28 protein-coding genes and 2 pseudogenes are annotated in these 21,665 nt (G+C 55.2%); 16 read left to right on the top strand and 14 right to left on the bottom strand.

Going from position 1 to position 21,665, the window contains the following annotated elements; translation table 11 throughout:
• Position 1: 1 nt before the first annotated feature.
• The gene (locus PPRO_RS00750) at positions 2 to 469 is read left to right on the top strand and encodes a hypothetical protein (RefSeq protein WP_011734105.1); all 468 of its coding nucleotides are present in this window, start codon (positions 2 to 4) and stop codon (positions 467 to 469) included.
• A gap of 134 nt (positions 470 to 603) precedes the next feature.
• Positions 604 to 753 (top strand): WCX domain-containing protein, encoded by a 150-nt coding sequence (locus tag PPRO_RS21975; protein ID WP_456299428.1) that lies wholly within the window; start codon positions 604 to 606, stop codon positions 751 to 753.
• A 3-nt stretch (positions 754 to 756) separates the two neighbouring features.
• Here the strand turns inward: PPRO_RS21975 and PPRO_RS00745 are convergent, their stop codons facing one another.
• Positions 757 to 1,266 (bottom strand): helix-turn-helix domain-containing protein, encoded by a 510-nt coding sequence (locus tag PPRO_RS00745; protein ID WP_157039893.1) that lies wholly within the window; start codon positions 1,264 to 1,266, stop codon positions 757 to 759.
• 98 nt (positions 1,267 to 1,364) lie between these two features.
• Between PPRO_RS00745 and PPRO_RS00740 the strand changes: the two genes are divergently transcribed.
• Complete coding sequence (locus PPRO_RS00740; protein WP_232286736.1) at positions 1,365 to 1,748, top strand: magnesium chelatase subunit ChlI family protein; 384 nt, start codon at positions 1,365 to 1,367, stop codon at positions 1,746 to 1,748.
• A 21-nt stretch (positions 1,749 to 1,769) separates the two neighbouring features.
• Here the strand turns inward: PPRO_RS00740 and PPRO_RS00735 are convergent, their stop codons facing one another.
• Genes PPRO_RS00735 through PPRO_RS00700 form a run of 8 tightly spaced genes read right to left on the bottom strand, consistent with a single transcriptional unit; the run spans position 1,770 to position 7,215 of the window.
• A complete protein-coding gene (locus PPRO_RS00735) occupies positions 1,770 to 2,456 on the bottom strand; it encodes a cytochrome c biogenesis CcdA family protein (protein ID WP_011734101.1) in 687 nt (228 codons plus the stop codon).
• Positions 2,453 to 2,836 (bottom strand): thioredoxin family protein, encoded by a 384-nt coding sequence (locus PPRO_RS00730; protein ID WP_011734100.1) that lies wholly within the window; start codon positions 2,834 to 2,836, stop codon positions 2,453 to 2,455. Before PPRO_RS00730 ends, PPRO_RS00735 begins: the two co-directional genes overlap by 4 nt.
• Entirely contained in the window at positions 2,833 to 3,060 is a 228-nt protein-coding gene (locus PPRO_RS00725; protein ID WP_011734099.1) for a thioredoxin family protein, read from the bottom strand. Before PPRO_RS00725 ends, PPRO_RS00730 begins: the two co-directional genes overlap by 4 nt.
• 2 nt (positions 3,061 to 3,062) lie before the next feature.
• Positions 3,063 to 3,524, bottom strand: coding sequence for a nuclear transport factor 2 family protein (locus PPRO_RS19215; protein WP_011734098.1), 462 nt, complete (start codon positions 3,522 to 3,524; stop codon positions 3,063 to 3,065).
• Between the two features lie 23 nt (positions 3,525 to 3,547).
• Positions 3,548 to 4,255 (bottom strand): ABC transporter ATP-binding protein, encoded by a 708-nt coding sequence (locus tag PPRO_RS00715; RefSeq protein ID WP_011734097.1) that lies wholly within the window; start codon positions 4,253 to 4,255, stop codon positions 3,548 to 3,550.
• 1 nt (position 4,256) lies between these two features.
• Complete coding sequence (locus tag PPRO_RS00710; RefSeq protein ID WP_011734096.1) at positions 4,257 to 5,462, bottom strand: ABC transporter permease; 1,206 nt, start codon at positions 5,460 to 5,462, stop codon at positions 4,257 to 4,259.
• Positions 5,459 to 6,610 carry an efflux RND transporter periplasmic adaptor subunit gene (locus PPRO_RS00705; RefSeq protein ID WP_011734095.1) on the bottom strand — a complete coding sequence of 384 codons (1,152 nt, stop codon included), beginning with the start codon at positions 6,608 to 6,610 and terminating at the stop codon, positions 5,459 to 5,461. Before PPRO_RS00705 ends, PPRO_RS00710 begins: the two co-directional genes overlap by 4 nt.
• Complete coding sequence (locus PPRO_RS00700) at positions 6,607 to 7,215, bottom strand: TetR/AcrR family transcriptional regulator (RefSeq protein ID WP_011734094.1); 609 nt, start codon at positions 7,213 to 7,215, stop codon at positions 6,607 to 6,609. The genes PPRO_RS00705 and PPRO_RS00700 overlap by 4 nt, the downstream gene beginning before the upstream one ends.
• A 210-nt stretch (positions 7,216 to 7,425) precedes the next feature.
• Here PPRO_RS00700 and PPRO_RS00695 point away from each other — a divergent pair, with 210 nt between their 5' ends.
• Entirely contained in the window at positions 7,426 to 7,764 is a 339-nt protein-coding gene (locus tag PPRO_RS00695) for a helix-turn-helix transcriptional regulator (protein WP_011734093.1), read from the top strand.
• A 242-nt stretch (positions 7,765 to 8,006) separates the two neighbouring features.
• Here the strand turns inward: PPRO_RS00695 and PPRO_RS00690 are convergent, their stop codons facing one another.
• Positions 8,007 to 9,629, bottom strand: a complete 1,623-nt coding sequence (locus PPRO_RS00690) for a methyl-accepting chemotaxis protein (RefSeq protein ID WP_011734092.1) — start codon at positions 9,627 to 9,629, stop codon at positions 8,007 to 8,009.
• Positions 9,630 to 9,863: 234 nt separating this feature from the next.
• A pseudogene (locus tag PPRO_RS00685) lies at positions 9,864 to 10,673 on the bottom strand (IS256 family transposase); the annotation flags it as partial.
• Between the two features lie 131 nt (positions 10,674 to 10,804).
• Here PPRO_RS00685 and PPRO_RS00680 point away from each other — a divergent pair.
• Positions 10,805 to 11,974 carry an IS4 family transposase gene (locus tag PPRO_RS00680; RefSeq protein ID WP_011734090.1) on the top strand — a complete coding sequence of 390 codons (1,170 nt, stop codon included), beginning with the start codon at positions 10,805 to 10,807 and terminating at the stop codon, positions 11,972 to 11,974.
• A gap of 12 nt (positions 11,975 to 11,986) precedes the next feature.
• Here the strand turns inward: PPRO_RS00680 and PPRO_RS00675 are convergent.
• Positions 11,987 to 12,400, bottom strand: a pseudogene (locus tag PPRO_RS00675) (transposase); the annotation flags it as partial.
• A 32-nt stretch (positions 12,401 to 12,432) separates the two neighbouring features.
• Positions 12,433 to 12,930, bottom strand: coding sequence for a helix-turn-helix domain-containing protein (locus PPRO_RS00670; protein WP_041532440.1), 498 nt, complete (start codon positions 12,928 to 12,930; stop codon positions 12,433 to 12,435).
• A 32-nt stretch (positions 12,931 to 12,962) separates the two neighbouring features.
• On the opposite strand from PPRO_RS00670, the gene PPRO_RS00665 reads away from it, so the two are divergent.
• Positions 12,963 to 13,412, top strand: coding sequence for a magnesium chelatase subunit ChlI family protein (locus PPRO_RS00665; RefSeq protein ID WP_232286670.1), 450 nt, complete (start codon positions 12,963 to 12,965; stop codon positions 13,410 to 13,412).
• A gap of 242 nt (positions 13,413 to 13,654) precedes the next feature.
• On the opposite strand, the gene uvsE is transcribed toward PPRO_RS00665, so the two are convergent.
• A complete protein-coding gene (gene uvsE / locus PPRO_RS19950; RefSeq protein WP_011734087.1) occupies positions 13,655 to 14,332 on the bottom strand; it encodes a UV DNA damage repair endonuclease UvsE in 678 nt (225 codons plus the stop codon).
• A 179-nt stretch (positions 14,333 to 14,511) separates the two neighbouring features.
• Here uvsE and PPRO_RS00655 point away from each other — a divergent pair, with 179 nt between their 5' ends.
• The 10 genes from PPRO_RS00655 to PPRO_RS00610 all read left to right on the top strand — a co-directional run bounded on the left by PPRO_RS00655 (position 14,512) and on the right by PPRO_RS00610 (position 21,648).
• The gene (locus tag PPRO_RS00655; protein WP_011734085.1) at positions 14,512 to 15,123 is read left to right on the top strand and encodes a chalcone isomerase family protein; all 612 of its coding nucleotides are present in this window, start codon (positions 14,512 to 14,514) and stop codon (positions 15,121 to 15,123) included.
• A gap of 161 nt (positions 15,124 to 15,284) precedes the next feature.
• The gene (locus tag PPRO_RS00650; protein WP_011734084.1) at positions 15,285 to 15,728 is read left to right on the top strand and encodes a pyridoxamine 5'-phosphate oxidase family protein; all 444 of its coding nucleotides are present in this window, start codon (positions 15,285 to 15,287) and stop codon (positions 15,726 to 15,728) included.
• Positions 15,725 to 15,955: a PEP/pyruvate-binding domain-containing protein gene (locus tag PPRO_RS00645; protein WP_011734083.1), complete on the top strand. Its 231-nt coding sequence runs from the start codon at positions 15,725 to 15,727 to the stop codon at positions 15,953 to 15,955. Before PPRO_RS00650 ends, PPRO_RS00645 begins: the two co-directional genes overlap by 4 nt.
• Positions 15,952 to 16,728, top strand: a complete 777-nt coding sequence (locus PPRO_RS00640; protein WP_011734082.1) for a DUF1295 domain-containing protein — start codon at positions 15,952 to 15,954, stop codon at positions 16,726 to 16,728. The genes PPRO_RS00645 and PPRO_RS00640 overlap by 4 nt, the downstream gene beginning before the upstream one ends.
• Before the next feature lies 1 nt (position 16,729).
• Entirely contained in the window at positions 16,730 to 17,146 is a 417-nt protein-coding gene (locus tag PPRO_RS00635; RefSeq protein WP_011734081.1) for a DUF2177 family protein, read from the top strand.
• A gap of 120 nt (positions 17,147 to 17,266) precedes the next feature.
• Positions 17,267 to 18,511: an NAD(P)/FAD-dependent oxidoreductase gene (locus PPRO_RS00630; RefSeq protein WP_011734080.1), complete on the top strand. Its 1,245-nt coding sequence runs from the start codon at positions 17,267 to 17,269 to the stop codon at positions 18,509 to 18,511.
• A gap of 2 nt (positions 18,512 to 18,513) precedes the next feature.
• On the top strand, positions 18,514 to 19,293 hold the full coding sequence (locus PPRO_RS00625; protein ID WP_011734079.1) for a DUF1365 domain-containing protein: 780 nt from the start codon (positions 18,514 to 18,516) through the stop codon (positions 19,291 to 19,293).
• A complete protein-coding gene (locus PPRO_RS00620; protein ID WP_011734078.1) occupies positions 19,290 to 20,582 on the top strand; it encodes a class I SAM-dependent methyltransferase in 1,293 nt (430 codons plus the stop codon). Before PPRO_RS00625 ends, PPRO_RS00620 begins: the two co-directional genes overlap by 4 nt.
• Positions 20,579 to 21,118, top strand: coding sequence for a lipocalin family protein (locus tag PPRO_RS00615; RefSeq protein WP_011734077.1), 540 nt, complete (start codon positions 20,579 to 20,581; stop codon positions 21,116 to 21,118). Before PPRO_RS00620 ends, PPRO_RS00615 begins: the two co-directional genes overlap by 4 nt.
• Positions 21,115 to 21,648 carry a DUF2878 domain-containing protein gene (locus tag PPRO_RS00610; RefSeq protein ID WP_011734076.1) on the top strand — a complete coding sequence of 178 codons (534 nt, stop codon included), beginning with the start codon at positions 21,115 to 21,117 and terminating at the stop codon, positions 21,646 to 21,648. The genes PPRO_RS00615 and PPRO_RS00610 overlap by 4 nt, the downstream gene beginning before the upstream one ends.
• The last annotated feature ends 17 nt before the right edge of the window (positions 21,649 to 21,665 follow it).

Raw genomic sequence — 21,665 nt, 5'->3', positions numbered from 1 at the left:
CATGCGTCTAGACGAGTTGAAATCACACTGCATGACAAGCTCAAAACTGCCGGAACTGAACCGCGCTTTGGTCGAAACGAGATCGGAGGATTGTTTTGTTGACGACGTAGATGCCTGTCTCGACATCAGGACAGCTGAGAGGTCCTTCACCGGTTTCAGCGTCGACTCCATAAGTCAAGGGGTGCTCGACGTCATCGACCTCCTAGAGCAGGAAAGCTACGATGACGCGAGGAAACGGCTACGAAGCCTAGGAAGAAACTCGGACTTATCGGTGGAGGAAAATATTACTGTGGAACTCTTGTACCTCTATGCGGACGCGGGTCTTGTTGCGCAAACCCCTGATCTCCGATGCAAAACAAGAATACAGGACTTCTATGACATTAGGCTGGAGGAACTGGCTGGCACCCTCCCGGAAGAAGTCCATGAAAGACTTAAACAGGACGGCAGGAGACTGCTCAGGGCGCTGTAGCCATTAGAGGCGCGCCTGGAGGGTTGCTCTCCCGCAACTGCTGGTCGTTTCTCATCATCCGTCATTCTTCTGCGCAACGAATTCCCCCGTCCCAGTATGGGAGAGAAAACAATTATAAATGGCTCGAAGCCGAGGTGCAGGACAATCGCCGGCTCCGGTGGTGTTTGAATGGGTTCGGCGCCGAGGTGGAAGTGCTGGAGCCGGCAGAACTACGGAAAGAGTTCGCAGAGTCAGCATGTTGCCTCAGAAATGTATGGATGCCCCCGTTGTTCAATATGTTGTAACGTTCAATAATTTTGAACAATCAATTTTATTGAACATGACAGCCATTCTGTACCTCCGATTTCCCTCCCAAGAAACCGCTCGATTTTTTCCAAACTCTTCCGGAACGGCTTGTGCCGGCCGCTCAACCAGTCGGAGAGCTGTTCGGGATCGCACCCCATAACTTCCCCAAGGCGATCAAGATTCATCCCCATCGCTCTCTTGTACCACGCAAGTCGCCCCACAGTGTCATCTGGACAATCGAACGGAGCATAGCCTAGAAAATTAATGATTTTAGGGTTATATTGCAGTTCCGGTTCGGTGCCATGTTCCCAATTCCAGACTGAAGATTCAGTTACACCGACGATCTCGGCGACCTCACGTTGGAGGAGACCGAGGTCCATGCGCCGTTTGCGGATGTGGTCACCGATGGTGATGGGATTGGTGGGATAGCCGGGAAGCTGCTGTTTTTCGGTGGTAATTTTAATTGAGAACGAGTGCCGTTTTGTATAAGAGTTGTAGAGAAAGGTTAACACACCTATGCAAGTGCTCCGGGAACCCAGCAAATTCAGATAGTTGCACATGTACCATGCGTGAACTAATCCAATATCGCTCCCGCATCTCCGGCCCACTCATGGACCGGATCGACATCCACATCGAAGTTCCTGCTGTAAAATACCGGGAGTTGGCAGAACAATCCGAAGGCGAGAGTTCAGCAGTTATTGCCAAGCGTGTCGAAGCGGCACGGGGTATTCAGCTTGAACGTTTCAAGGGAACCAAGGTCCACTGCAACGCCCACATGAATCCCCGGCAGATACGAAAATTTTGTGAACCCGATGCAGCTGGACACCGTTTGCTTGAGATGGTGACGGAGCGGCTCGGCTTCTCAGCCAGGGCTTATACCCGGATACTGAAGGTTGCCCGCACGATTGCTGATCTTGAATACTCTGAATCTGTCAGGGAGCAGCATCTTGCCGAGGCGATCCAGTACAGGAGCCTGGACAGGAAGACGTCCTGACATATAGATTGCTTCCGGGAGCTACATCGCCTGCCAGATGAGCCAGGCTCCGGCAAGCGAGATTATGATGCCGCTTGCTTTCCTGCTCCAGGCCGAAGCATTGAGAACTCCGCGCGTCTTGAAAAATGCTTCCACAAATCCGGTAAATGTACCGGCTGCAAGCATCAGCATACAATGGCCGACGGCATAACTGAACATCAGGGTGATGCCGTAGAGCACCTGTCCTTTGCCGGCAACAACGGTCAGCAGAACAACCATCACCGGTGTGGCGCAGGGTGAAGATACAAGACCGAAAAACAGTCCGAGAATGAATGCGCCGTACATGCCCCCCTTTTTTGGTTTGAAATCGGGTTTCACCGGTTGACGGATTGTATAAAGCCCCATCAACTGGCCGCCCATGACGAGTGCGACGGCACCTGCGACACCATACCACCAGCCTCCAACCACCCCGAAGATGGTACCCAGTACTCCGGCAGCAGCTCCGAAGGCAGTGAAGGTTAGTGATAACCCGATGATAAACATCAGGGAGTAGCGGAACGCCTTCCAGCGATCACCGTCGCTGTACCCGCCGACGAAGCCGACCACCAGCGGGATGGTGCTCAGGACGCAGGGAGACGCTGAAGAGATAACACCCGCCAGGAATACCGCCCCGAGGGCCAGTAACGGATAGGCAGCTATGATCTGCTCGATGTTGCCTATGAAGGTCATTTCAGTCCAGCCGACTGCAGACCCTTGACAATACCCTCTTTATCCATGTAACCGGTGTGTCGCTGCACCTCTTTCCCCTGCGGATTGATGAAAATCTGGGTAGGGAGCATCTGGACACGAAATCTCTGGGCAGTTGCCTGCTCGGTGCGCACATCAATAAACAGCACATTGGCCCGTCCCCGGTAATCACTGGCCACGGATTCCAGGTATGGAGCCATCTTTTTGCAGACAGCACAAGTGCGGAGCCCGAAATCGATCAGCGTCGGTTTGCCGGATGCTAAAGCCTGATTGACTGCCGCCGGATTCGCCGCAGGCAGTTCGGCACTGGCAGTGCCGGCAAGGATCACTATAACGGAAGCAGCAGCAATAGAGGATCTCATAGCATCTCCTTGATCTCGGCCGCAGAGGGGAGCTGGCCGGAACATTTGACCACGCCGTCAACAACCAGTGCCGGCGGGGAGAGAATGCCGTATTTCAACAGCCCGGAAATCCCGTCCACTTTCAGCACTTCCCCCTGCCTGCCGCTCTCTTCTAGAGCTTTCCTGGCATTATCGTACAATTTTACGCAATCGGCGCAGCCGACACCCAGCACTTCAATTATCATGGTCACTTCTCCTGGGGTATAGATGTGGCCTGAAACGACGCAATCCTTACTCCGCGAGGCGTCTTTATGATAACCAGACTGAATCTGTTGATCCGTTCAATCACCTTTTCGCGCATCGTCGCTTTAAGTGCGAACTTTCCCGTTACCACAGCGGAGTCTCCGAATACACGCACCCTGGTGTCTTCGATGGTAAAGGGCTCATATCTCCTGGCCCCTTCCTTCAGTGCGCCGATGAACTTCGCCTTCGACTCCACCATCGATGTTGCATGGATATGCATGTAGTCGACGTGCAGCAGTTCATCCAGTCCGGCAATGTCGGGTCTGCCAAGGGCCGCCGCCCACGCTTGCGCGGCTGCGAGCGATTCAGATTCGCTTATGCCGCCGGCCGCCCCCCATGCCGTGCAGGAGAGTGACAGAAGGATTGCCGCGATCAGTATGGAAAATCTGCAAAGTACCGTTCTCATCTTCTTGGTTCCCTCCGGTATGTTTAGAATTCCCGCCCTTCGCCGGCCTCTTCATGGGTCACGCCGTCCCTGATATGATAGATGCGCTTGAAGGTGGGGATAATTTTCTCATCGTGGGTAACGACGATAATGGCGGTCTGAAACGTGCGCGCCATGGTGTTGAGGATACGGACAACCGCCATGGCACGCTCTGAATCCAGCGGTGCGGTCGGTTCGTCGGCCAGAATCACCGGCGGCCGGTTGACCAGGCCCCGGGCGATCGCAACCCGCTGCTGTTCGCCGCCGGAAAGGCGTGACGGCATCGCTTTGGCGCGGTGGTGCACATCCAGCGCAGTGAGCAGTTCAAGAGCCCGCGAGCGCGATTCGCCGTTCGGCACACCCGCCAGCATCGGCAGCAGTGCCACGTTGTCGGTGACATCCAGAAACGGGATCAAGTAGGGGGCCTGAAAGACGAAGCCGATCCGGTCGCGCCGTAAAGCCCTCAGGTCGCGGACTTTCCAGCCGTCCTCGAAGATCACCTCGCCCCCCAGTGTCATTCGTCCGGCTGTCGGCTCAGTCACCGCCCCCAGGCATTTGAGTAGGGTGCTTTTGCCGGAACCGGAAGGACCGATCAGACCCACCACCTCGCCGGGAGCGACCCGCATATCAACCCCTTTCAGGGCATCGACAGCTGCGTCGCCTTCACCGTAGCGTTTGCGTAACCCTTCTATAACTATGCCGGTACCGCTCATCTCATCCCCCGATAGCCTCAGCCGGATCTACCTTCAATGCCATGCGAATGGCGACGATGCTCGCCACCACGCAGATAAGCTGGACAATAATAAATCCGGCAAGGGAGTCCAGCGGCATCAGAAGCACATATTTCGGGAAATAGGGCGCCGCGAAGGTGGCGGTGATTTTCCCCACCACAAATCCGATAATGCCCAGTGCCAGCGCCTGTTGCAGGATCATGGCGGCAATGGTGCGGTTGCGGGTGCCGATCAGTTTCAATACTGCGATCTCGCGGATTTTGTCCATGGTCAACGTGTAGATAATAAAGGCGACGATGGCGGCGCTGACCACGGCCAGTATCACCAGAAACATACCGATCTGTTTCGCCGACGTGGCGATGAGTTTGCCGACCAGAATGCGTTCCATTTCAGCGCGGGTGTAGACGGTCAGGCGCTTCCAGCGGCGGATGGACTGTGCGACCTCATCAGAACCGTACCCCGGTTTCAGTGTGACCAGCACCGCATTGACGAAGGAGTTGCTGCTTTGCGAGGCGATGACGGCATCCAGCAGATTCGGCACACCGGGCTGGTTGAAAGCGGGGTTGGCTTCGGAACGGCGACGGCTCTGCAGGATCGCGTCATTATCCTTGAGAAACTGCGCCGTCTGGGCGTCCTTGAGCGGGATAAAAACCATCGGATCGCCGCTGGACGACACCATGCGCCGGGTCAGACCGACAACGGTGTACTGATTGCGGCGGATTGTGATGGTGTCGCCAAGTCTGAAACCGGCGGCGATATCAGCCACCGCTTCGTAATGGCCACGGGTGATCTGGCGCCCGCTTACCAGATACGGCGGCCAGCCGGGGTTGACGCCCGGTTCACCTGCGGCGATGCCGACGACCATGGCGCGTACGTCCGATCCCCCCTTGCGTATCTGCATGGTCAGATAAGTGACATTTGCCGCCCGTGCCACCCCCGGCATGTTCAGGATTCCGCGATAGATGTCGTCGTAGACGCTGGAGGATTCGGCATAGGGGCCAAGGGTGTCCTTCTGTACTACCCACAGGTCGGCGCCGCTGTTGTCGAGCAGGGCTTTTCCGTCATCAACCATGCCCCGGTACACCCCCGCCATGGTGAGCGTCACGCCGATCAGCAGTCCGAGACCGATGCCGGTGAAAACAAATTTCCCCCAGGCGTGAAGGATGTCACGGCCGGCCAGGCTGATCATTTCGGCACTCCCGGGATACGCTCAACGATACGGAAGCGACTGCGCGGCGTCAGCGCTTTCTCGCTGTAGAGTACCACCAGATCATCGGTGTTTAGACCTTCGCGCACCTGCACAGCGCCGCTCAAATCGGATTGCCCCTGTTTGATCGGCACAAAGCTCATGGCTTTTCCGGTAATGCGCCACACACCTGTCTGATCGCCCAATCGCCTGATGGCGGCATTGGGCACCACAGGCGCCGGAGCAACCGGCGGCAGATCGATGGTCACCTCCGCCAGTTCACCAAGCGGCGGCAGCGGTTTCGGAAATGAATCAAAGCTGATCTTCGCCAGCATCTCCTCGGTTACTGAATCCGCCTTCGGTTCAATGCGCAGCACGCGCCCCTTCAGCACCACACCCTCACGGGAACGAAGCACGATGCGGGCAGGCAGGCCGCCGGAAAGCCCGGATGCGCTTGTCTGATCAAAACGGGCGTTGACCCAGAGCGTATCCGGGTCAACGATCTCCACTACGGTCTGTCCGGCAACGACGGTGCTTCCTGGTTCCGCATCGCGCCTGGCGACAATCCCCCCCTTCGGGGAGACGAGTCGCACATTGTTTCTCTGCGCCACCAGCGCTTCCCGGTCTGAACGCACCCGTGCCGTATCCTCTCTGGCAGCGCTCAGGGCTGCATCCGCCACCTGCAGTTCCTGAAGTTTTGTTGCGACGATTTCTTCGCTGACTGCGCCGGATGCCAGCAGCCCCTCATAGCGCTTCGCCTGCTTCAGAGCATATGCATGACGGGCCTCCGCTTCCCGCAGCGCCGCTGTCGCCCGGTTGAATGTCGATTCCAGTGAACGTACCCGGTCATCAAGGTCAACCGGATCCATCTCACCGAGGAGCTGCCCTGCGGTGACATGGTCACCGACATTCACATTAATCTGTTTGATCCGCCCGGCAAAGGTTGGGCCGATTTTGAAGCTGTAGCGTGCCTCAACGGTACCGATGCCGTACAGCGCCGGCGTTATTGTGCGCTTTGTCACTGTTGCGGTAGTTACCGAAACCGGAGCAAGCGGTCCGGAACGAAAGCCGACGTAGATGAAGAGCGCCAGCAGCGGAATGATGACCGCAGCCAGTGCAAGCGTGCGACCGGGCATTGGCAGTGATTTCATACGGCGCTCCTGATTCCGCGCCGGTACAGGGCAAACAGGTGCGGAGCTTCGCCGCGCATCTGTTCCATGTCCCCGGAGATCATAGATTGCATGACCAGTCCCTGGATCATGCCGATGAACATGGTTGCAGCGGGTCCGCTTTCCAGATCGGGAGCGAGTTCTCCGAGCGACTTGCCCCGTTCAATAAGATCCTGCAGACGCTTGCCGTAACTGTGGAGCAGAGTCTGCACCATCCGTTTGGCCGGAGTTGCTTCAGCCCGTTGAAGCTCACCGAACATCATTCTCGGCACGCCGGGGTGCTCGATCACAAATTCTACGTGACTCATGAACATCGCCTGCATCGCCGCGACCGGGGAGTCAATTCCTTCGGCAGCCTGATCGATTCGCTTGAGGAGTCGCTCGGCCACCCATTCCATGACAGCCTGCCAGATTGCCTCTTTACTGGGGAAATGACGGAACAGCGCCCCCTGAGTCAGATTCATCTGCTTTGCAATGGCGGCTGTTGTGATGTCTCCCGGATTTTGTGAACGGGCGAGCTCGACAACCGCTTCGACCGTTACCAAGCGTCGTTCATCAGCCGGAAGATTTCTTGTTCGGCTCTCCATAACATCCCCCACAAAAGATAGTAATTGATTACTATCTTATGCGAAGGATGCACAAAAGCCAAGCAAATAGTTTCAAATGCGAGAAGATGAAGATATGCGGTGCTAAAATGACCGGTCGGATGTAAAGCGGTTGACGCAATTACCATAATTTGGATATTATCGTAAACAATAAATGCTGTTATGACTATGATAATATCCTAGTGGTGATTTATGGCCTCTCCAGTTAACCGCACATATCTCCGTCAGACCCGGGATGCAGTTGAACTGTTGGGCAAGCTCATCCGGCTTGGCAGGAAAGAACGCAAGATGACCGAGGAAGAGCTGTCCGGACGGGCGGGGATTTCCAGAAGGACCTTGCAGAAGATCGAGCGTGGTGATCCGAAGTGTGAGATCGGTTTGGTGTTTGAGGTTGCCCACATCGTCGGGGTGAAACTTTTCAGCGATGAGGAAAATTCGATCCGCTACACTTTCGGCAGGCACATTGACGATAAGCTGGCCTTGCTGCCCAAGCGGGTTCGTAAGACAGTAAAGGTCAATGATGATTTCTGACGGAAACTTTCTCTGCACGGAAGAAAGTATTCACTATTCATTCCTCTGACAGAAGGAAGGGGCCTGTCAATCTGATTGTGTAAATGACTTTTCGGTTTTCTGAAATTCAATATTTTTCTAACGGGTTGCCCGGTTGACCTGCCGGGGGCGGTCATTATGCCCCCGGTCACGGTCTGACCGGCTTGTTGGGATATCATATGTTTTTCATATTCAAGAACCCCGCTTCTATTCTTCGACTTTCTTTACAGCTTAAACTGTCGAACCAAATGTTGCAGCTCTTCAGCAGTTTTATTTAGTTGTGCTGCAGCAGTCGCTGATTCAACTGCTCCTTGCGATGTTTGGTGTACAACTTCTGTAATCTGTTGCATATTGCTTGATATTTCGCTGGTTGTTGCTGTTTGCTCTTCAGCTGCTGTAGCAACTTGGTTAATTTGCATGGCAACATCATTAACTTGCTGCAAAATATCCTGAAGTGCTTCTCCTGATCTAGCAGCTTCTTCTGTGCCGGACTCTACCTGTTGTACCCCCTGTTCCATAGCCGCAACAGCACCTTTGGTTTCTTTTTGAATAGCCTTGATCATTTCACCAATCTCTTTGGTAGCACGAGTGGTTCTTTCTGCGAGGGCACGGACTTCATCTGCAACTACAGCAAACCCTCGTCCCTGCTCACCAGCACGGGCTGCTTCAATAGCTGCATTAAGTGCAAGCAAATTGGTCTGGTCGGCAATGTCTTCAATTGTACCGATAATATTGCCAATCTGGTCGCTTCTGGCACCCAGACTTTCCACTGTTTTGGCTGATTCCTGCACTTTCGCAGCGATTTGCTCCATAACAGATACGGTTCTTTGTACCACCGCTGCACCTTCGCAGGCAGTCTGAGAGGCACATTGCGCTCCTTCAGCAGCCATCTGGCAGTTATGGGCAATGTCACTGGATGTCGCGGACATTTCTTCACCGGCTGTTGCAACTGTTGACGCCTGTGAAGCGACCTCTTCCGAACCGGTAGCGATACGCTCAGCGGTGGCATGTAGCTGAGAGGAAGCAGAGGCAATCTGTGTGGATGTATTGGATATCTGGCTGATAATGCTATGCATGTTTTCAGACACTACTCTTGATGCTGACATTAGTTGTCCAAATTCATCCCGGGTCGCAGTTTCATAATTTGCCGTAAAATCACCAGAAGCGAGCGTATTCAAATGGTTAATTGTTTTATTGAAAGACGCTTGCATGATTTTCCAGAAAACAATTAACAGTAAAATCATTATTATAATTACAATTCCAAGAGTTGCGATAGTTTGATAGAAGGTGCGACTTACAAAAGTTTTCAGTTCAATATGTTCTGCCGCAGTTTTCTTTTTCAGGGCGCCCTGCACCGCGATGATCTGGTTTTTTATTTCACGCCATTTTGGAGTTTCCTTTTTAATTAATATTTCGACAGCCTCAGCTTGCATACCATCCTTTGCAAGCTTAATAATCTCATCTTTAACGGCACCGTTTTCCTGCCAGAGTGCCGGAATGTTCTGTAGTTGCTTTTCATAGTCATCAATACCCTTGGCTATGACTATCGCTTCCTTTTGCATTTCAAGAAATTTTTCCGACGCTGTTTTATAATTAGATAGTGCCTTCTCATCAGATGGACTTAAAATAACGTTGCGACACGCTTGCTCTGCCTGAAGTCCCTGCGTATGCATCTCACTGCACACCAGAGCCAGTGCCTGATACTTGCTCGTAAATCGATCAAAACGTTCTGTAGTACCTGACATTCCGTGATAGGAAACCAGTGTTGCAAGAAATAGCAATACAGTAATAATTGACCCGAAAAGAGCAAACTTGGCCGACAACTTAATGTTTCTTATGAACGGCATAACAAACTCCTTCATGTTTACTTCACGAAATTTGACCGAATTTATACCATATTTTTTTATCTTTCCAACTCGTTATTGAGCGGTCAGCTCGATGTATATATCTGTAGATACAAGCATCTATATGTATATGCATGCATCTACCTGTAGATAACGACTTTGTATCTATATGTATATGCTTTTACGGTTTTTGCGACTTATCCCGATGCATCTACATGTATATGCTTTTCCCCAGATTCAGAAGGTCGGCATCCTGCCGTGAAACATGATGCTAAACTGGTTCAATGCTGACTTCCAGTCCCTAATCGGCATTGTCCATTTCTTCGCAATGTTCTTCAAGGCCAGATAGAGCAACTTGAACATCGCTTCGTCACTTGGAAAGTGACCACGATTCTTGGTGACCTTGCGAAGTGACATGTTCAGAGATTCGATGGCATTGGTCGTGTAGATGGCTTTACGAATCTCTGTTGGATATGAAAACAGTGGGATAATACGTTCCCAGTTGTTTCGCCATGACCTTGCTATAGTCGGATGACTGGCGTCCCATTTGGCGGCGAATGCATCGAGATTTTTCTCTGCCATTTCTACGGTTGGTGCTTGATAAATGGCCTTTAAGTCTGTTGCAACTTCTTTACGCTGTTTCCATGATACATAGTTCAAGCTGTGCCGCACCATATGGACGATGCAGAGCTGAATCTGGGTATTTGGATACACTGCTTCTATTGCCTCTGGAAATCCCTTGAGTCCATCAACACAGGCAATGAAGATTTCTTTCACCCCACGGTTTTTCAATTCGGTGACAACTTGAAGCCAGAATTTAGCACCCTCGTTTTCAGAAGTCCACATGCCAAGAACTTCCTTGATGCCATCCATATTGATGCCGATAGCAAGGTAAACTGCTTTGTTGATTACCCTGCTGTCGTGACGCACCTTTATTCTGACTGCATCAAGATAGACGATGGGGTAGACCTCGTCCAGTGGGCGGTTCTGCCACATCAGCACTTCTTCACTGATAGCATCAGTAACTTGGGAAATCAAGGTTGGGGAACACTACTGTCCGGTTAAAATTGATTGCACAGCTGTAAATATTTTAAGTTTATTGGTTTTTTTGTAATTGTTCTTTTTTCGACATAAATTCGTTCCGGGTGTAGCCTACCTAGCTTTCCAGGAGGGTAGCGATGCACACCGGTCCAACCGTTTTCAAGCAGCTTCTGCAGTTCCTGCCCCGGTACGAATTCAATCTCTGCGTTAGCCGATACCGAGGTGAATATCGGGAGAAGAAGTTCTCGACCTATGACCAGTTCCTTTGCCTGGCATATGCCCAAATGGCAGGGCGCGAGAGCCTACGGGATATCGAAACCTGCCTGAACTCTCACCAAGAGAAGTTGTACCACATCGGCTTCCGTGGAGATGTCTCCCGCACAACCCTTGCCGATGCGAACGAGCGCAGAGACTGGCGCATCTTCCAGGACTTCGGCCATGTGCTGATCGGCATGGCGCAAAGGCTTTACCAGAGTGACGCCATCGCCCTTGAGCTTACTCAACCGCTCTATGCCTTCGACTCGACGACCATTGACCTGTGTCTTACGCTGTTCCCGTGGGCCGAGTTCCGCAAGACCAAGGCCGCGGTCAAGATGCATACGCTCATTGATCTGCGCGGCCCCATCCCGACCTGGGTATCGATTACCACCGGCAAAGTGCACGACGTCAGGATGCTGGATCAGTTGCCGGTTGCAAAGGATGCCATTTACGCGATGGACAGGGGCTATGTCGATTTTGCCCGACTCTTCTCCATCCACAAGCAGGGAGCATTCTTTGTCGTCCGGGCCAAGGACAACCTGAAATGCAAACGACTATATTCCCAGCCGAAGGACAAGGAAACGGGCGTGCGGGCAGATCAGATCATCACCTTGGTGACGCAGAAGTCGAAAAAGGGATATCCGGAAAGGCTACGCCGGGTCAGCTATGTTGACAAAGAGCGGAACAAACGACTCGTGTTTCTCACGAACAACTTCGAGATCCCGGCAGAGACCGTAGCCGCGATTTACAAGCAGCGTTGGCAAGTGGAGTTGTTCTTCAAATGGATCAAACAGCACCTGCGGATCAAGTCGTTCATCGGCACGTCGATCAATGCCGTAAAGAGCCAGATATGGGTTGCCTTGTGCATCTACCTGCTGGTCGCGATCACTAAAAAGAAGCTGGGCATTCTGTGTTCGCTCTACACTTTTCTACAGATTCTGGAGGTCAACTTGTTCGAGAAAAAGCCCATTTCACAGCTGGTTACGGAAGCTCTCAAGCAAAATTCCGGCCCCTATGACTACAACCAGCTGAACTTATTCGACTATTAACCGGACAGTAGTGGTTGGGGAAACATCAATACCGTAAATCTCTTGCAGATGTCCTTGGATGTCACGGGTGGTCATGCCACGGGCGTACATAGAGATTATCTTGTCATCAAAGCCAGTAAAACGTGTTTCACCTTTGGGCAGGATGACCGGTTCAAATGTTGAATTGCGGTCACGGGGGGTAGTAATATCGAGGTTGCCAAAATCACCAGTGATGGTTTTCTTATATCCACCGTTTCTGGAGTTTCCACTGTTCTTGCCGGTGGGAGCATGTTTCTCATAACCAAGGTGTTCAGTCAGTTCGGTTTGCATTGCCCGCTCTAACAGTCTCTTGGTCAGTTGTTTCAGAAGTCCATTCTCTCCAATCAGGTCTTCTGGTTTCTTGTAATCCTTCATCAAAACGTCGAGCAGTTCGTCTGTTGTGGCCATCGGTTTCTCCTTTATCTTGGGTTTTACCGATTTTAGCCACTTACACAATCTATTTTACACCCCCGAAGGAAGGTTTTCTGATTTACCAAGAACAGTTCTATCTTTTCTCGGTTCTTTCTGAAAGGGTTGTGCCGGCCACTCAACCAGTCTGATAGTTGTTCCGGATCGCGGCCCATGATTTCTCCCAGTTGATCCAGGTTCATCCCCATCGCTCTCTTATACCACGCAAGCCTACCAACAGTGTCATCCGGACAGTCGAACGGAATATACCCTAGAAATTTGATAATATTGGGGTTATAGTGCTGTTCTGGTTCAACTCCGTGCTCCCAATTCCAGACTGAAGATTCAGTAACGCCGATGATTTCTGCGACTTCTCTCTGGAGGAGACCAAGGTCCATGCGTCGTTTGCGGATGTGGTCACCGATGGTCACGGGATTGGTGGGATAGCCGGGGAGTGGCAGCTTTTCGAGGGGAATTTCGATTGAGAACGAGTGCCGTTTTATATAAGAATCGTAGAGAAAGGTTAACACACCCCTGCCCCTGCGGTTACCTCTCCGACCCGGTGCACCCCTGCAGCTGCACCCCCCTGGCCATCCAGCGCTACCGCTCGCGCATCTCCGGCCCGCTGCTGGACCGCATCGACATCCACATCGAAGTTCCGGCCGTAAAATACCGCGACCTGGCCGACCGGGGCGAGGGGGAAAGCTCGGCCTCCGTGGCCCGCCGGGTGGAACGCTCGCGGGAGATCCAGTCGGAGCGCTACCGGAGTACAAAAATCCACTGCAACGCCCAGATGACTCCCCGCTTCATCAAAAAGCACTGTGAGCTGGACGAGGCCGGCAACCGCATGCTGGAGCTGGTCACCGACCGGCTCGGCTTCTCGGCCCGCACCTACAACCGCATCCTCAAGGTGGCCCGCACCATCGCCGACCTGGACGCCAGCGACCATATCCGCCAGGAGCACATCGCCGAGGCGATCCAGTACCGCAGTCTGGATCGGAAGACGAGTTGAAGGCAGTTTGTACATAACTCGGCACTACAGGTGGCTTCTTCTGTTGCCATGGCAGGCAGAGCTCCTATGGGCATGAGTGCGGTTAACGCTCGTACCAGTCGTATCCGTTTCATCTGCAACCACCAGAAACATTCCTGAGCAGGTAGTGCCCGATAAACCATTCATTGCCGTTGTTATAGCCAAACAGTTCGGCACAGGCCATGACAAACACCCTCCAGCGATGGAACCAGATTTCTGCTCCTTCACCGTAGACCTTTCAATTCAGTCATCAACGTAACCACCGCCAGTTCCTTGGCTTTGGCTTCGATATCCACCGTCATTGTCCGTCCCAGCCAGCAGTTGGGCAGATCCGCAAGATCGATGTAATCGGTATGGGGCTTGGGATTTCGTGCGAACCAGCCAGCCCGGGGTGATGACAGATGGCAGTACTGCTCCCGACCGGTCATCTGCCAGATTTCTGCTGCCAGTTGCATCGCATCCTCGATTGACAGGCCGTCTGGATTACAGCGATGGTGGTGAACATCATACACCAACGGAATGGAAGGCCGTGCGCATACCGGCAACAGATCGCGCACAGTGTAGCTGTGATCATCATTTTCCAGCGTCAACCGAATTCTGATGGTTTCCGGCAGATCGCTAAAAACCTGATAGAATTTTACGAGAGTCGTCTGTTTGTCACCATAAACCCCGCCGGCATGGATATTGATGACATCAGTCCCCACTTCCTCAGCCAGGTATGCCTGGTACTCCAGTTCCCGGATTGAGCTGGCAACTACCGCAGGATGCGGCGAGGACACTACGACAAACTGGTCAGGATGAAAGCTGAGGCGGAGGTCATGTTGCCGGGCAAAGACCCTGATTGTGCCGAGCAGGTGCCTGAGGGCATCCCCGTCGGGGAGTTCAGCAAGTCCGTAGCCCACTTCAGGATACTTGCCGGGTAGGGCTCATACCCCCGTACCGGCCTCGGTTTCCATGCCATTGATAGAGGGTGTAAAAAATGAGGTAGTATGTCGTGACACCGCAATCCGTGACATTATTCCCTTGCAGCTGAAACCCTACGATGAAGCTGTTCATAGCGCCTTGAAGAGGGGATGACCAGATGAGTCAACCACCGCGCATCATCTCAACATTGGAAACGCTCTGCCGACGCCTTGTGTACGCCCTTTGTCTTCTGCCGACACTACTTCTCCTCCCTCCTTCCCCGTCACACGCCCTGACTGTTGAAAACATTCCCTTTGCTGACAGCACGATCATCGGGGGCAAACCGGTGCCGCTGCGAAATGCGGCCCTGCTGCGCTATCTCAAGGTTATAAAGGCCTACGTGGCGGCCCTCTACCTGCCGGTGGGGGTCAAGGCGGAAAATGTCCTGTCCGATGTGCCAAAGCGCCTTGAGCTCAGCTACCTGGTATCGATCAAGGGGCCGGATTTCGATAAGGGCGCCGCGCCGGTCCTGCAACGCAACCAGACCCCGGCGGAACGTGCCAAGCTGCAACGACGCATCGACCGGATCAATGCCGCCTATAAGGACGTCACACCAGGGGACCGCTACTCCCTGACCTATCTGCCGGGACGGGGAACGGAACTTGCCCTGAACGGCACGCCGCTGATCGTCATCGAAGGGGCCGATTTCGCCGCAGCCTATTTCGGCATCTGGCTGGGGCGCGAACCGATCGATGAAAAGCTGAAGCGCGACCTGTTGAAAGGACGTTGACAAAATGTATCCCTGACCGGCGGCTGCTGCCTGGAAGCTGCTGACCGACACATCAAGATGGCCATAATGGGGACCATCGGTCTCCCGCGTTGAATCAGCCGTACAGCACATCGGTCCCGACAGTACAGATCGTATACAGTAAAAAAGGAGCGGCTCCATCAATGAACAACAGCGCTGAAAGCAATGATATGCTCTGCGTCGGTCAGACTTTGGCCGTACTGGCCACTGTCGCCGGGAGTTGTCCCTATACCAGCCTGGTGGCGGTCGCCGTCACCCCCGACCTGCGCCAGCTGTTTTTCGCCACACTCCGAGCCACCCGTAAATGGGCCAATCTGGCAGACAACCATCACGTTTCCCTCCTGATGGACAACCGCAGTAACCAGGTGACCGATTTCAGCCGGGCGGCAGCCGCCACGATCCTCGACAGTGCCGAAGAAGTGAGTGGGGCGGAGTTGGAGACCGGACTGGCGATCTTCCTCCGTCGCCATCCGCACCTGACCGAGTTCACGGCGTCGGCGAGTTGCGCCCTGTTCCGGGTGCGGATATCAAGCATCTACCTGGTGGCACGTTTTCAGAACGTCATGGAATTCCACTTTTCACCATGAACCATCCCTCCACACTCGTCATCGATCTTGTGGAACTGACCGCCGCCGACCTGCACCGCGCCGGCGGCAAGGCGGTTGTCCTCGGTCGGCTGGCCAGCTCAGGCACGCCCATACCGCCAGGTCTCTGCGTCACGACAGCGGCCTATGACCGTTCTCTGGATGAGACCGGACTGCGGCAAGATGGTTTTCTGGGCATCGTCACCGTGACAGATTGGAGAACATCATGACGGAAGTTCTCGTGATAACCGCTGCCTCAATTCTGGTCTACATGACCGCCTGGTTCATCGCCGCCCAGATTCGCGGCCGCAACGATATCGCCGATGTGGCCTGGGGATTGGGGTTCATCCTGGCAGCGGCGGTTTCGCTGCTGGCTGGTGGGATCTACCCGCTACGAGGGTTGCTGGTCTCGGGGCTGGTGCTGCTCTGGGGGATCAGGCTGGCAGTGCACATCCACAGCCGCAATCGGGGGAAAGGTGAAGACAAGCGCTACCGGCAATGGCGCGAGGAGTGGGGAACGTGGTTCGTGCTGCGATCATTCCTGCAAGTCTTTCTGTTGCAGGGAATTCTGCTGTTGATGGTGGCCGTGCCGGTTATCTTTGTCAACCAGGCGCCGGCAACACCCCTTGGGTGGCTTGATCTGCTTGGGCTGGCGATCTGGCTGACCGGCTTCTGTTTTGAGTCCGTTGGTGACCGGCAACTGCTGAAGTTCATCCGCAACCCGGCCAACAAGGGTAAACTGATGACCACCGGTCTGTGGCGCTACACCCGCCACCCCAACTACTTCGGCGAGGTGACCCTCTGGTGGGGGATCTGGCTGATGACCCTGACCCTGCCGGGCGGATGGCTGACGATCATCGGCCCGCTGACCATCACGTTCCTGATCCTGAAGGTCTCCGGCATTCCCATGCTGGAAAAACACTACGAGGAACGGGCCGATTTCCAGGAGTACAAGCGCCGCACCAGCCCCTTTTTCCCGCTGCCGCCCAAGGGAGGAGTCTGACATGTTGCACACCTTCAAGATCTACCTGCTCTGCCTACCGTTTACGCTGCTGTTGGACTACATCTGGCTGGCCAAGCTGATGCAGGGTTTTTACCTGGCCCAGCTCGGTCCGTACGCACGGGTACGGGGCGCCACCATCATCCCGGTCTACTGGGCGGCGGGGTTGGTTTACCTGCTTTTGCCGCTGGGGATCGTACTGTTCGCCCTGCCGAGGATCGATCCGGCACATCTGGTGGCTTCGTCACTGCTGTGGGGCGGGTTGTTCGGCCTGGTGGTGTACGGGGTCTATGATATGACCAACATGGCTACCCTGGAGCGCTGGCCGGTCAAGATGGTCTGGATCGACCTCTGCTGGGGCTGTTTCCTGTGCGGGGCAACAACCCTTTTTGCCGCGCTGGTGTCGCGGTGGATGCAGTAAACGTGCGACAGGCACACACCAATGAAATTGCCGGACCGGGAGCCGGTGCTAGAATTACCCGTGCGGCCCGGTTCCGGGAGACAGAAACCAGACCGCTGATATGAAACGCGGGGGTAAACCATGAAGATCGCCATCGTCGGCGGCGGCATATCAGGATTGACAACGGCGCACCTGCTGTGCGGAGATCATGAGATCACCCTGTTCGAGGCGGGCGACTATCCGGGGGGGCACACCAACACCCTTGATGTGACCCATGACGGTACAAATTACGCTGTGGACACCGGCTTCATCGTCTTCAACGAGCGCACCTACCCCAACTTCATCACGCTGCTGGATCGCCTTGGCGTTGGGTCGCAGCCAAGCGTGATGAGCTTCTCGGCAGTTTGCGAAACAACCGGGTTGCAATACCGCGCCAGCAATCTGGACAGTTTTTTTGCCCAGCGCAAAAACCTGTTCAGCCTGCCGTTCTGGCGGATGCTGCTGGAAATATTCCGCTTCAACCACTCCTCGGCTGAGTTGTACGGCAGCAGCGACCTGAGTCTGACGCTGGGCGACTACCTCAAGACCCGCGGCTATTCGCCCCTGTTCATCGAAAAGTTTCTGGTTCCCATGGGGGCAGCGGTCTGGTCGGCCGATCCGGCTCACTTTCTGGCTTTCCCGGCGGCGGCCTTCGTGCGGTTTTTCACCAATCACGGCATGCTCAACGTGCTTGATCAGCCCACCTGGCGGGTGGTGGCGGGTGGTTCCCGGCAGTATGTCGGGCCGCTGATACGCCCCTTCCGCGATCGGATACGCCTGTCGACTCCGGTGGAACGGGTGCAGCGTTACGGCAACCGGGTTGCGGTCACCCCCCGCGGCGGCGAACCGGAGGAGTTCGATCACCTGGTTTTGGCCTGCCACAGTGACCAGGCGCTGGCGATGCTGGCCGACCCGTCGGAAGCGGAACGGGAACTGCTGGGAGCCATCCCCTACCAGAAAAACGATACGGTGCTGCACACCGACAGCCGACTGCTGCCGTCGATTCCCAGGGCCCGCGCCAGCTGGAACTGCCTGCTCCCCCGACGGCAGCAGGGGAGCGTGGTGCTTACCTACTGGATGAACCTGCTGCAGACCATCAGCGCACCGGTGGATTTCTGCGTGACGCTCAACAGTCCCGAGGCCATCGCTCCGGACGCGGTCATCCGCCGTCTGATCTATCACCATCCGGTGTACTCTTCGGCCGCATTTGCAGCGCAAAAACGGAGGGACGAGATCAGCGGTGTCAATCGCACCTCCTATTGCGGCGCCTACTGGAACTGGGGCTTTCATGAAGACGGCGTCAACAGTGCCCTGGCAGTCTGCCGGCACTTCGGGAAGGGACTCTAGCCATGGAAAGCTGCCTTTATACCGGACAGGTCGGACATCAACGCCTGACACCGGCCGGCAATGCGTTCCACTACAGCCTCTTCTTTCTGTATCTCGACCTGGCGGAACTGGAAACAGTTTTCGCGAGCCGCTGGCTCTGGTCGGTGGAACGGCCGAACTGGGCCAGCTTCCGCCGGGCGGATCACTTTCGTCCCGCATCGCTTCCCCTCGACAGTGCCGTGCGCAACGAGGTGGAACGGCAAATTGGCAAACGCCCGCGGGGGCCGATCCGTCTCCTGACCCATCTGCGCTATCTGGGGTACTGCTTCAACCCCATCAGCATCTATTACTGCTTTGGCGAAGACGGACAGACCCTGGAAGCGTTCCTGGTCGAGATCCACAACACCCCCTGGGGGGAGGAGTACCTGCGGGCCCTTGATTCCCGGACAGGCCAGCGTGACGCTGAATGGCACCGGTACCGGCTGGACAAGGAGTTCCACGTGTCCCCCTTCATGCCGATGGATATTGTCTATGACTGGCGCTTCACCGTTCCGGCGGAACAATTGGCCGTGCGCATATCCAACACCCGGCAGGGGGCACAGGTCTTTCACGCCTCGCTCCATCTGCGGCGGCAGCCGCTGACGGGCGGTAATCTGGGAGGAGTGCTTTTGCGCTGGCCGTTCATAACCGCCAAGGTCATCGCCGCCATCTACTGGCAGGCGCTGCGCCTGAAATGGAAAGGAGTGCCCTTCTGCCCGCACCCGGAGCGGCTTGACATCAGGAAAGGACGCTATCACCAATGAACCGGAACGAACAGACCTGCAGTTCCTGTCCACAAACTGCATCAACGACGAACGGCATCATCGATAAACTGGCACGGAGCCTGGTGCTCAACAGTCTGACAGCAATCCGGCATGGCCATCTGGTTCTGGTTGACCGGGACAAACGCCGGGAATTCGGCCGTAACGACTCGGAGCTGACCTCTACGGTGCGGGTACAACACCCGGACTTTTACCGGCGGGTGGCCTTCGGGGGGTCAATAGCTGCCGGTGAGAGTTATATGGATGGTCTCTGGACCTGCAGCGATCTGACGGCACTGGTACGGATCATGGTGCGCAATCAGGAGGCCCAGCAGCAACTGGAGGGCGGCCTGGCCCGATTGACCGTCCCGCTCCAGCGCCTGCTGCACCGTCTGAACGACAACACCCGTACCGGCAGCCGCAGGAACATCGCCGCCCACTACGACCTGGGCAATGACTTCTATCAGCTGTTCCTTGACCCGACCATGGCCTATTCATGCGGCATTTTTGAACGGGATAACTGCACGTTGGAGGAAGCATCGACTGCCAAGTTTGACCGGATATGCCGAAAACTGGGGCTGACTGCTGACATGAAGGTTTTGGAAATCGGCACCGGCTGGGGCGGATTTGCCATCCACGCCGCCCGGAATTACGGTTGCCACGTTACCACCACCACGATCTCGCAACAGCAGCATGACCTGGCGGCTGAACGTATCGCAGCAGCGGGACTGGCTGAGTGCATCACGTTGTTGCAGCGGGACTACCGTGACCTGACCGGGCAGTTCGACCGGCTGGTTTCCATCGAAATGATCGAAGCGGTCGGCCACCGCCACCTACCGACCTATTTCCGGATCTGTTCCGACCGGTTGAAACCGGACGGCGCCGCCCTGATTCAGGCCATAACCATGCCGGATCATCACTATGGGCGCTATCTGAAGGCCCCCGACTTTATCAACCGCTACATCTTTCCCGGCAGCTGCTGCCCGTCACTGCATGCCATCTCAGAGGCCGTGGCCCGTGAGACGGACCTGCGCCTGACCCATCTGGAGGATATCTCCCTGCATTACGCCCGAACCCTGCGGGAATGGAGCAATGCCTTCCATGCCAATCTGGAGCAGGTCAGAGGTATGGGCTTCGACGAACGGTTTATCAGGATGTGGGAGTTTTATCTCTGTTACTGCGAGGGAGGTTTTGCGGAGCGATTTACCGGCGACCTGCAACTGCTGTTCACCAAGCCGGTGTATCGCAATGAGTCGCTGCTGCATCCGCTGAAAAGGAGTGCACCATTATGAAACAAACCTTGCTTACGATTGCCCTGCTGATTATGACGGGTTGCAGCGCGTCCCTGCCGCCACTCACGACAACAGACAATGTCGACATCAAGCGATTCATGGGCCCGTGGTACGTTATCGCCTGCATTCCGACCTTTATTGAGACCAAGGCCTACAACGCTGTCGAGACCTATACGCTCAACCCCGACGGTACGATTGACACTGTCTTCACGTTCCGTAAGGGGGGCTTTGACGGACCGCTTAAACGCTACAACCCGCGCGGTTTTATCGTCGATACAGTCAACAACTCCACCTGGGGGATGCGGTTCATCTGGCCGATCAAAGCCGAATATCTGATCACCCACCTCAATGAAGAGTACACCCAGACTGTCATCGGTCGTACCAAGCGTGACTATGTCTGGATCATGGCGCGCACCCCGCAGATACCGGAAGGTGATTACCGGAAGCTGGTGAAGGATTTGGAGAATCAGGGGTATGATATCTCAAAACTGCGCAAGGTGCCCCAGCGTTGGCCGAATGATGGAAACCGTCCGTGAACGGCCTGACCCGCAAGGTGATCAATGTGGTACTGTTCCAGGCGGCCTGGTTTGCGGCAGTGCTGGGAGCGGCACGGGGGATGCTCTGGCTCGGTCCGCTGAGCATGATCCCGGTCCTGGCGCTCCATCTGGCACTTGAGGAGAATCGGCGCGGTGAAGCAAGGCTGCTGCTGGCGGCGGGCCTGCTCGGCTTCCTTTTTGACACGACTTTCGTGGCTGGCGGCGTCTTCACGCCGCTGCAGCACCTGTTTCCCCGCCCGATCAGTCCTCCCTGGATGATCTGCCTCTGGCTGAACTTCGCCGCCACCCTGAATGTTTCCCTGGCCTGGCTGCGCGGACATTTTATCCTTGCAGCGGCCTTCGGCGCCGTCGGCGGACCTTTGGCCTATTACAGCGGGGCCAGATTGGGGGCAACGGAGGCACTGCCGACCACGACCGGGATGCTGCTGCTGGCGATCGGCTGGGGTATCATGACGCCGCTTTTGGTCTGGCTGGCGTGCACACTTTCGGTTGGCAGAACCGGACGTTAGTGATTTATCTTCACTCA

Source organism: Pelobacter propionicus DSM 2379, assembly GCF_000015045.1.
Lineage (GTDB): Bacteria > Desulfobacterota > Desulfuromonadia > Geobacterales > Pseudopelobacteraceae > Pseudopelobacter > Pseudopelobacter propionicus.
This window is presented reverse-complemented; position numbering and strand designations above follow the sequence as displayed.

What these genes read in the sequence shown, in the direction of transcription:
- PPRO_RS00750 (WP_011734105.1), top strand. Translation starts at nt 2, where the DNA reads ATGCGTCTAGACGAGTTGAAATCACACTGCATGACAAGCTCAAAACTG.
- PPRO_RS00740 (WP_232286736.1), top strand. Translation starts at nt 1,365, where the DNA reads ATGGACCGGATCGACATCCACATCGAAGTTCCTGCTGTAAAATACCGG.
- PPRO_RS00735 (WP_011734101.1), bottom strand. Translation starts at nt 2,456, where the DNA reads ATGACCTTCATAGGCAACATCGAGCAGATCATAGCTGCCTATCCGTTA.
- PPRO_RS00730 (WP_011734100.1), bottom strand. Translation starts at nt 2,836, where the DNA reads ATGAGATCCTCTATTGCTGCTGCTTCCGTTATAGTGATCCTTGCCGGC.
- PPRO_RS00725 (WP_011734099.1), bottom strand. Translation starts at nt 3,060, where the DNA reads ATGATAATTGAAGTGCTGGGTGTCGGCTGCGCCGATTGCGTAAAATTG.
- PPRO_RS19215 (WP_011734098.1), bottom strand. Translation starts at nt 3,524, where the DNA reads ATGAGAACGGTACTTTGCAGATTTTCCATACTGATCGCGGCAATCCTT.
- PPRO_RS00715 (WP_011734097.1), bottom strand. Translation starts at nt 4,255, where the DNA reads ATGAGCGGTACCGGCATAGTTATAGAAGGGTTACGCAAACGCTACGGT.
- PPRO_RS00710 (WP_011734096.1), bottom strand. Translation starts at nt 5,462, where the DNA reads ATGATCAGCCTGGCCGGCCGTGACATCCTTCACGCCTGGGGGAAATTT.
- PPRO_RS00705 (WP_011734095.1), bottom strand. Translation starts at nt 6,610, where the DNA reads ATGAAATCACTGCCAATGCCCGGTCGCACGCTTGCACTGGCTGCGGTC.
- PPRO_RS00700 (WP_011734094.1), bottom strand. Translation starts at nt 7,215, where the DNA reads ATGGAGAGCCGAACAAGAAATCTTCCGGCTGATGAACGACGCTTGGTA.
- PPRO_RS00695 (WP_011734093.1), top strand. Translation starts at nt 7,426, where the DNA reads ATGGCCTCTCCAGTTAACCGCACATATCTCCGTCAGACCCGGGATGCA.
- PPRO_RS00690 (WP_011734092.1), bottom strand. Translation starts at nt 9,629, where the DNA reads ATGCCGTTCATAAGAAACATTAAGTTGTCGGCCAAGTTTGCTCTTTTC.
- PPRO_RS00680 (WP_011734090.1), top strand. Translation starts at nt 10,805, where the DNA reads ATGCACACCGGTCCAACCGTTTTCAAGCAGCTTCTGCAGTTCCTGCCC.
- PPRO_RS00655 (WP_011734085.1), top strand. Translation starts at nt 14,512, where the DNA reads ATGAGTCAACCACCGCGCATCATCTCAACATTGGAAACGCTCTGCCGA.
- PPRO_RS00650 (WP_011734084.1), top strand. Translation starts at nt 15,285, where the DNA reads ATGAACAACAGCGCTGAAAGCAATGATATGCTCTGCGTCGGTCAGACT.
- PPRO_RS00645 (WP_011734083.1), top strand. Translation starts at nt 15,725, where the DNA reads ATGAACCATCCCTCCACACTCGTCATCGATCTTGTGGAACTGACCGCC.
- PPRO_RS00640 (WP_011734082.1), top strand. Translation starts at nt 15,952, where the DNA reads ATGACGGAAGTTCTCGTGATAACCGCTGCCTCAATTCTGGTCTACATG.
- PPRO_RS00635 (WP_011734081.1), top strand. Translation starts at nt 16,730, where the DNA reads ATGTTGCACACCTTCAAGATCTACCTGCTCTGCCTACCGTTTACGCTG.
- PPRO_RS00630 (WP_011734080.1), top strand. Translation starts at nt 17,267, where the DNA reads ATGAAGATCGCCATCGTCGGCGGCGGCATATCAGGATTGACAACGGCG.
- PPRO_RS00625 (WP_011734079.1), top strand. Translation starts at nt 18,514, where the DNA reads ATGGAAAGCTGCCTTTATACCGGACAGGTCGGACATCAACGCCTGACA.
- PPRO_RS00620 (WP_011734078.1), top strand. Translation starts at nt 19,290, where the DNA reads ATGAACCGGAACGAACAGACCTGCAGTTCCTGTCCACAAACTGCATCA.
- PPRO_RS00615 (WP_011734077.1), top strand. Translation starts at nt 20,579, where the DNA reads ATGAAACAAACCTTGCTTACGATTGCCCTGCTGATTATGACGGGTTGC.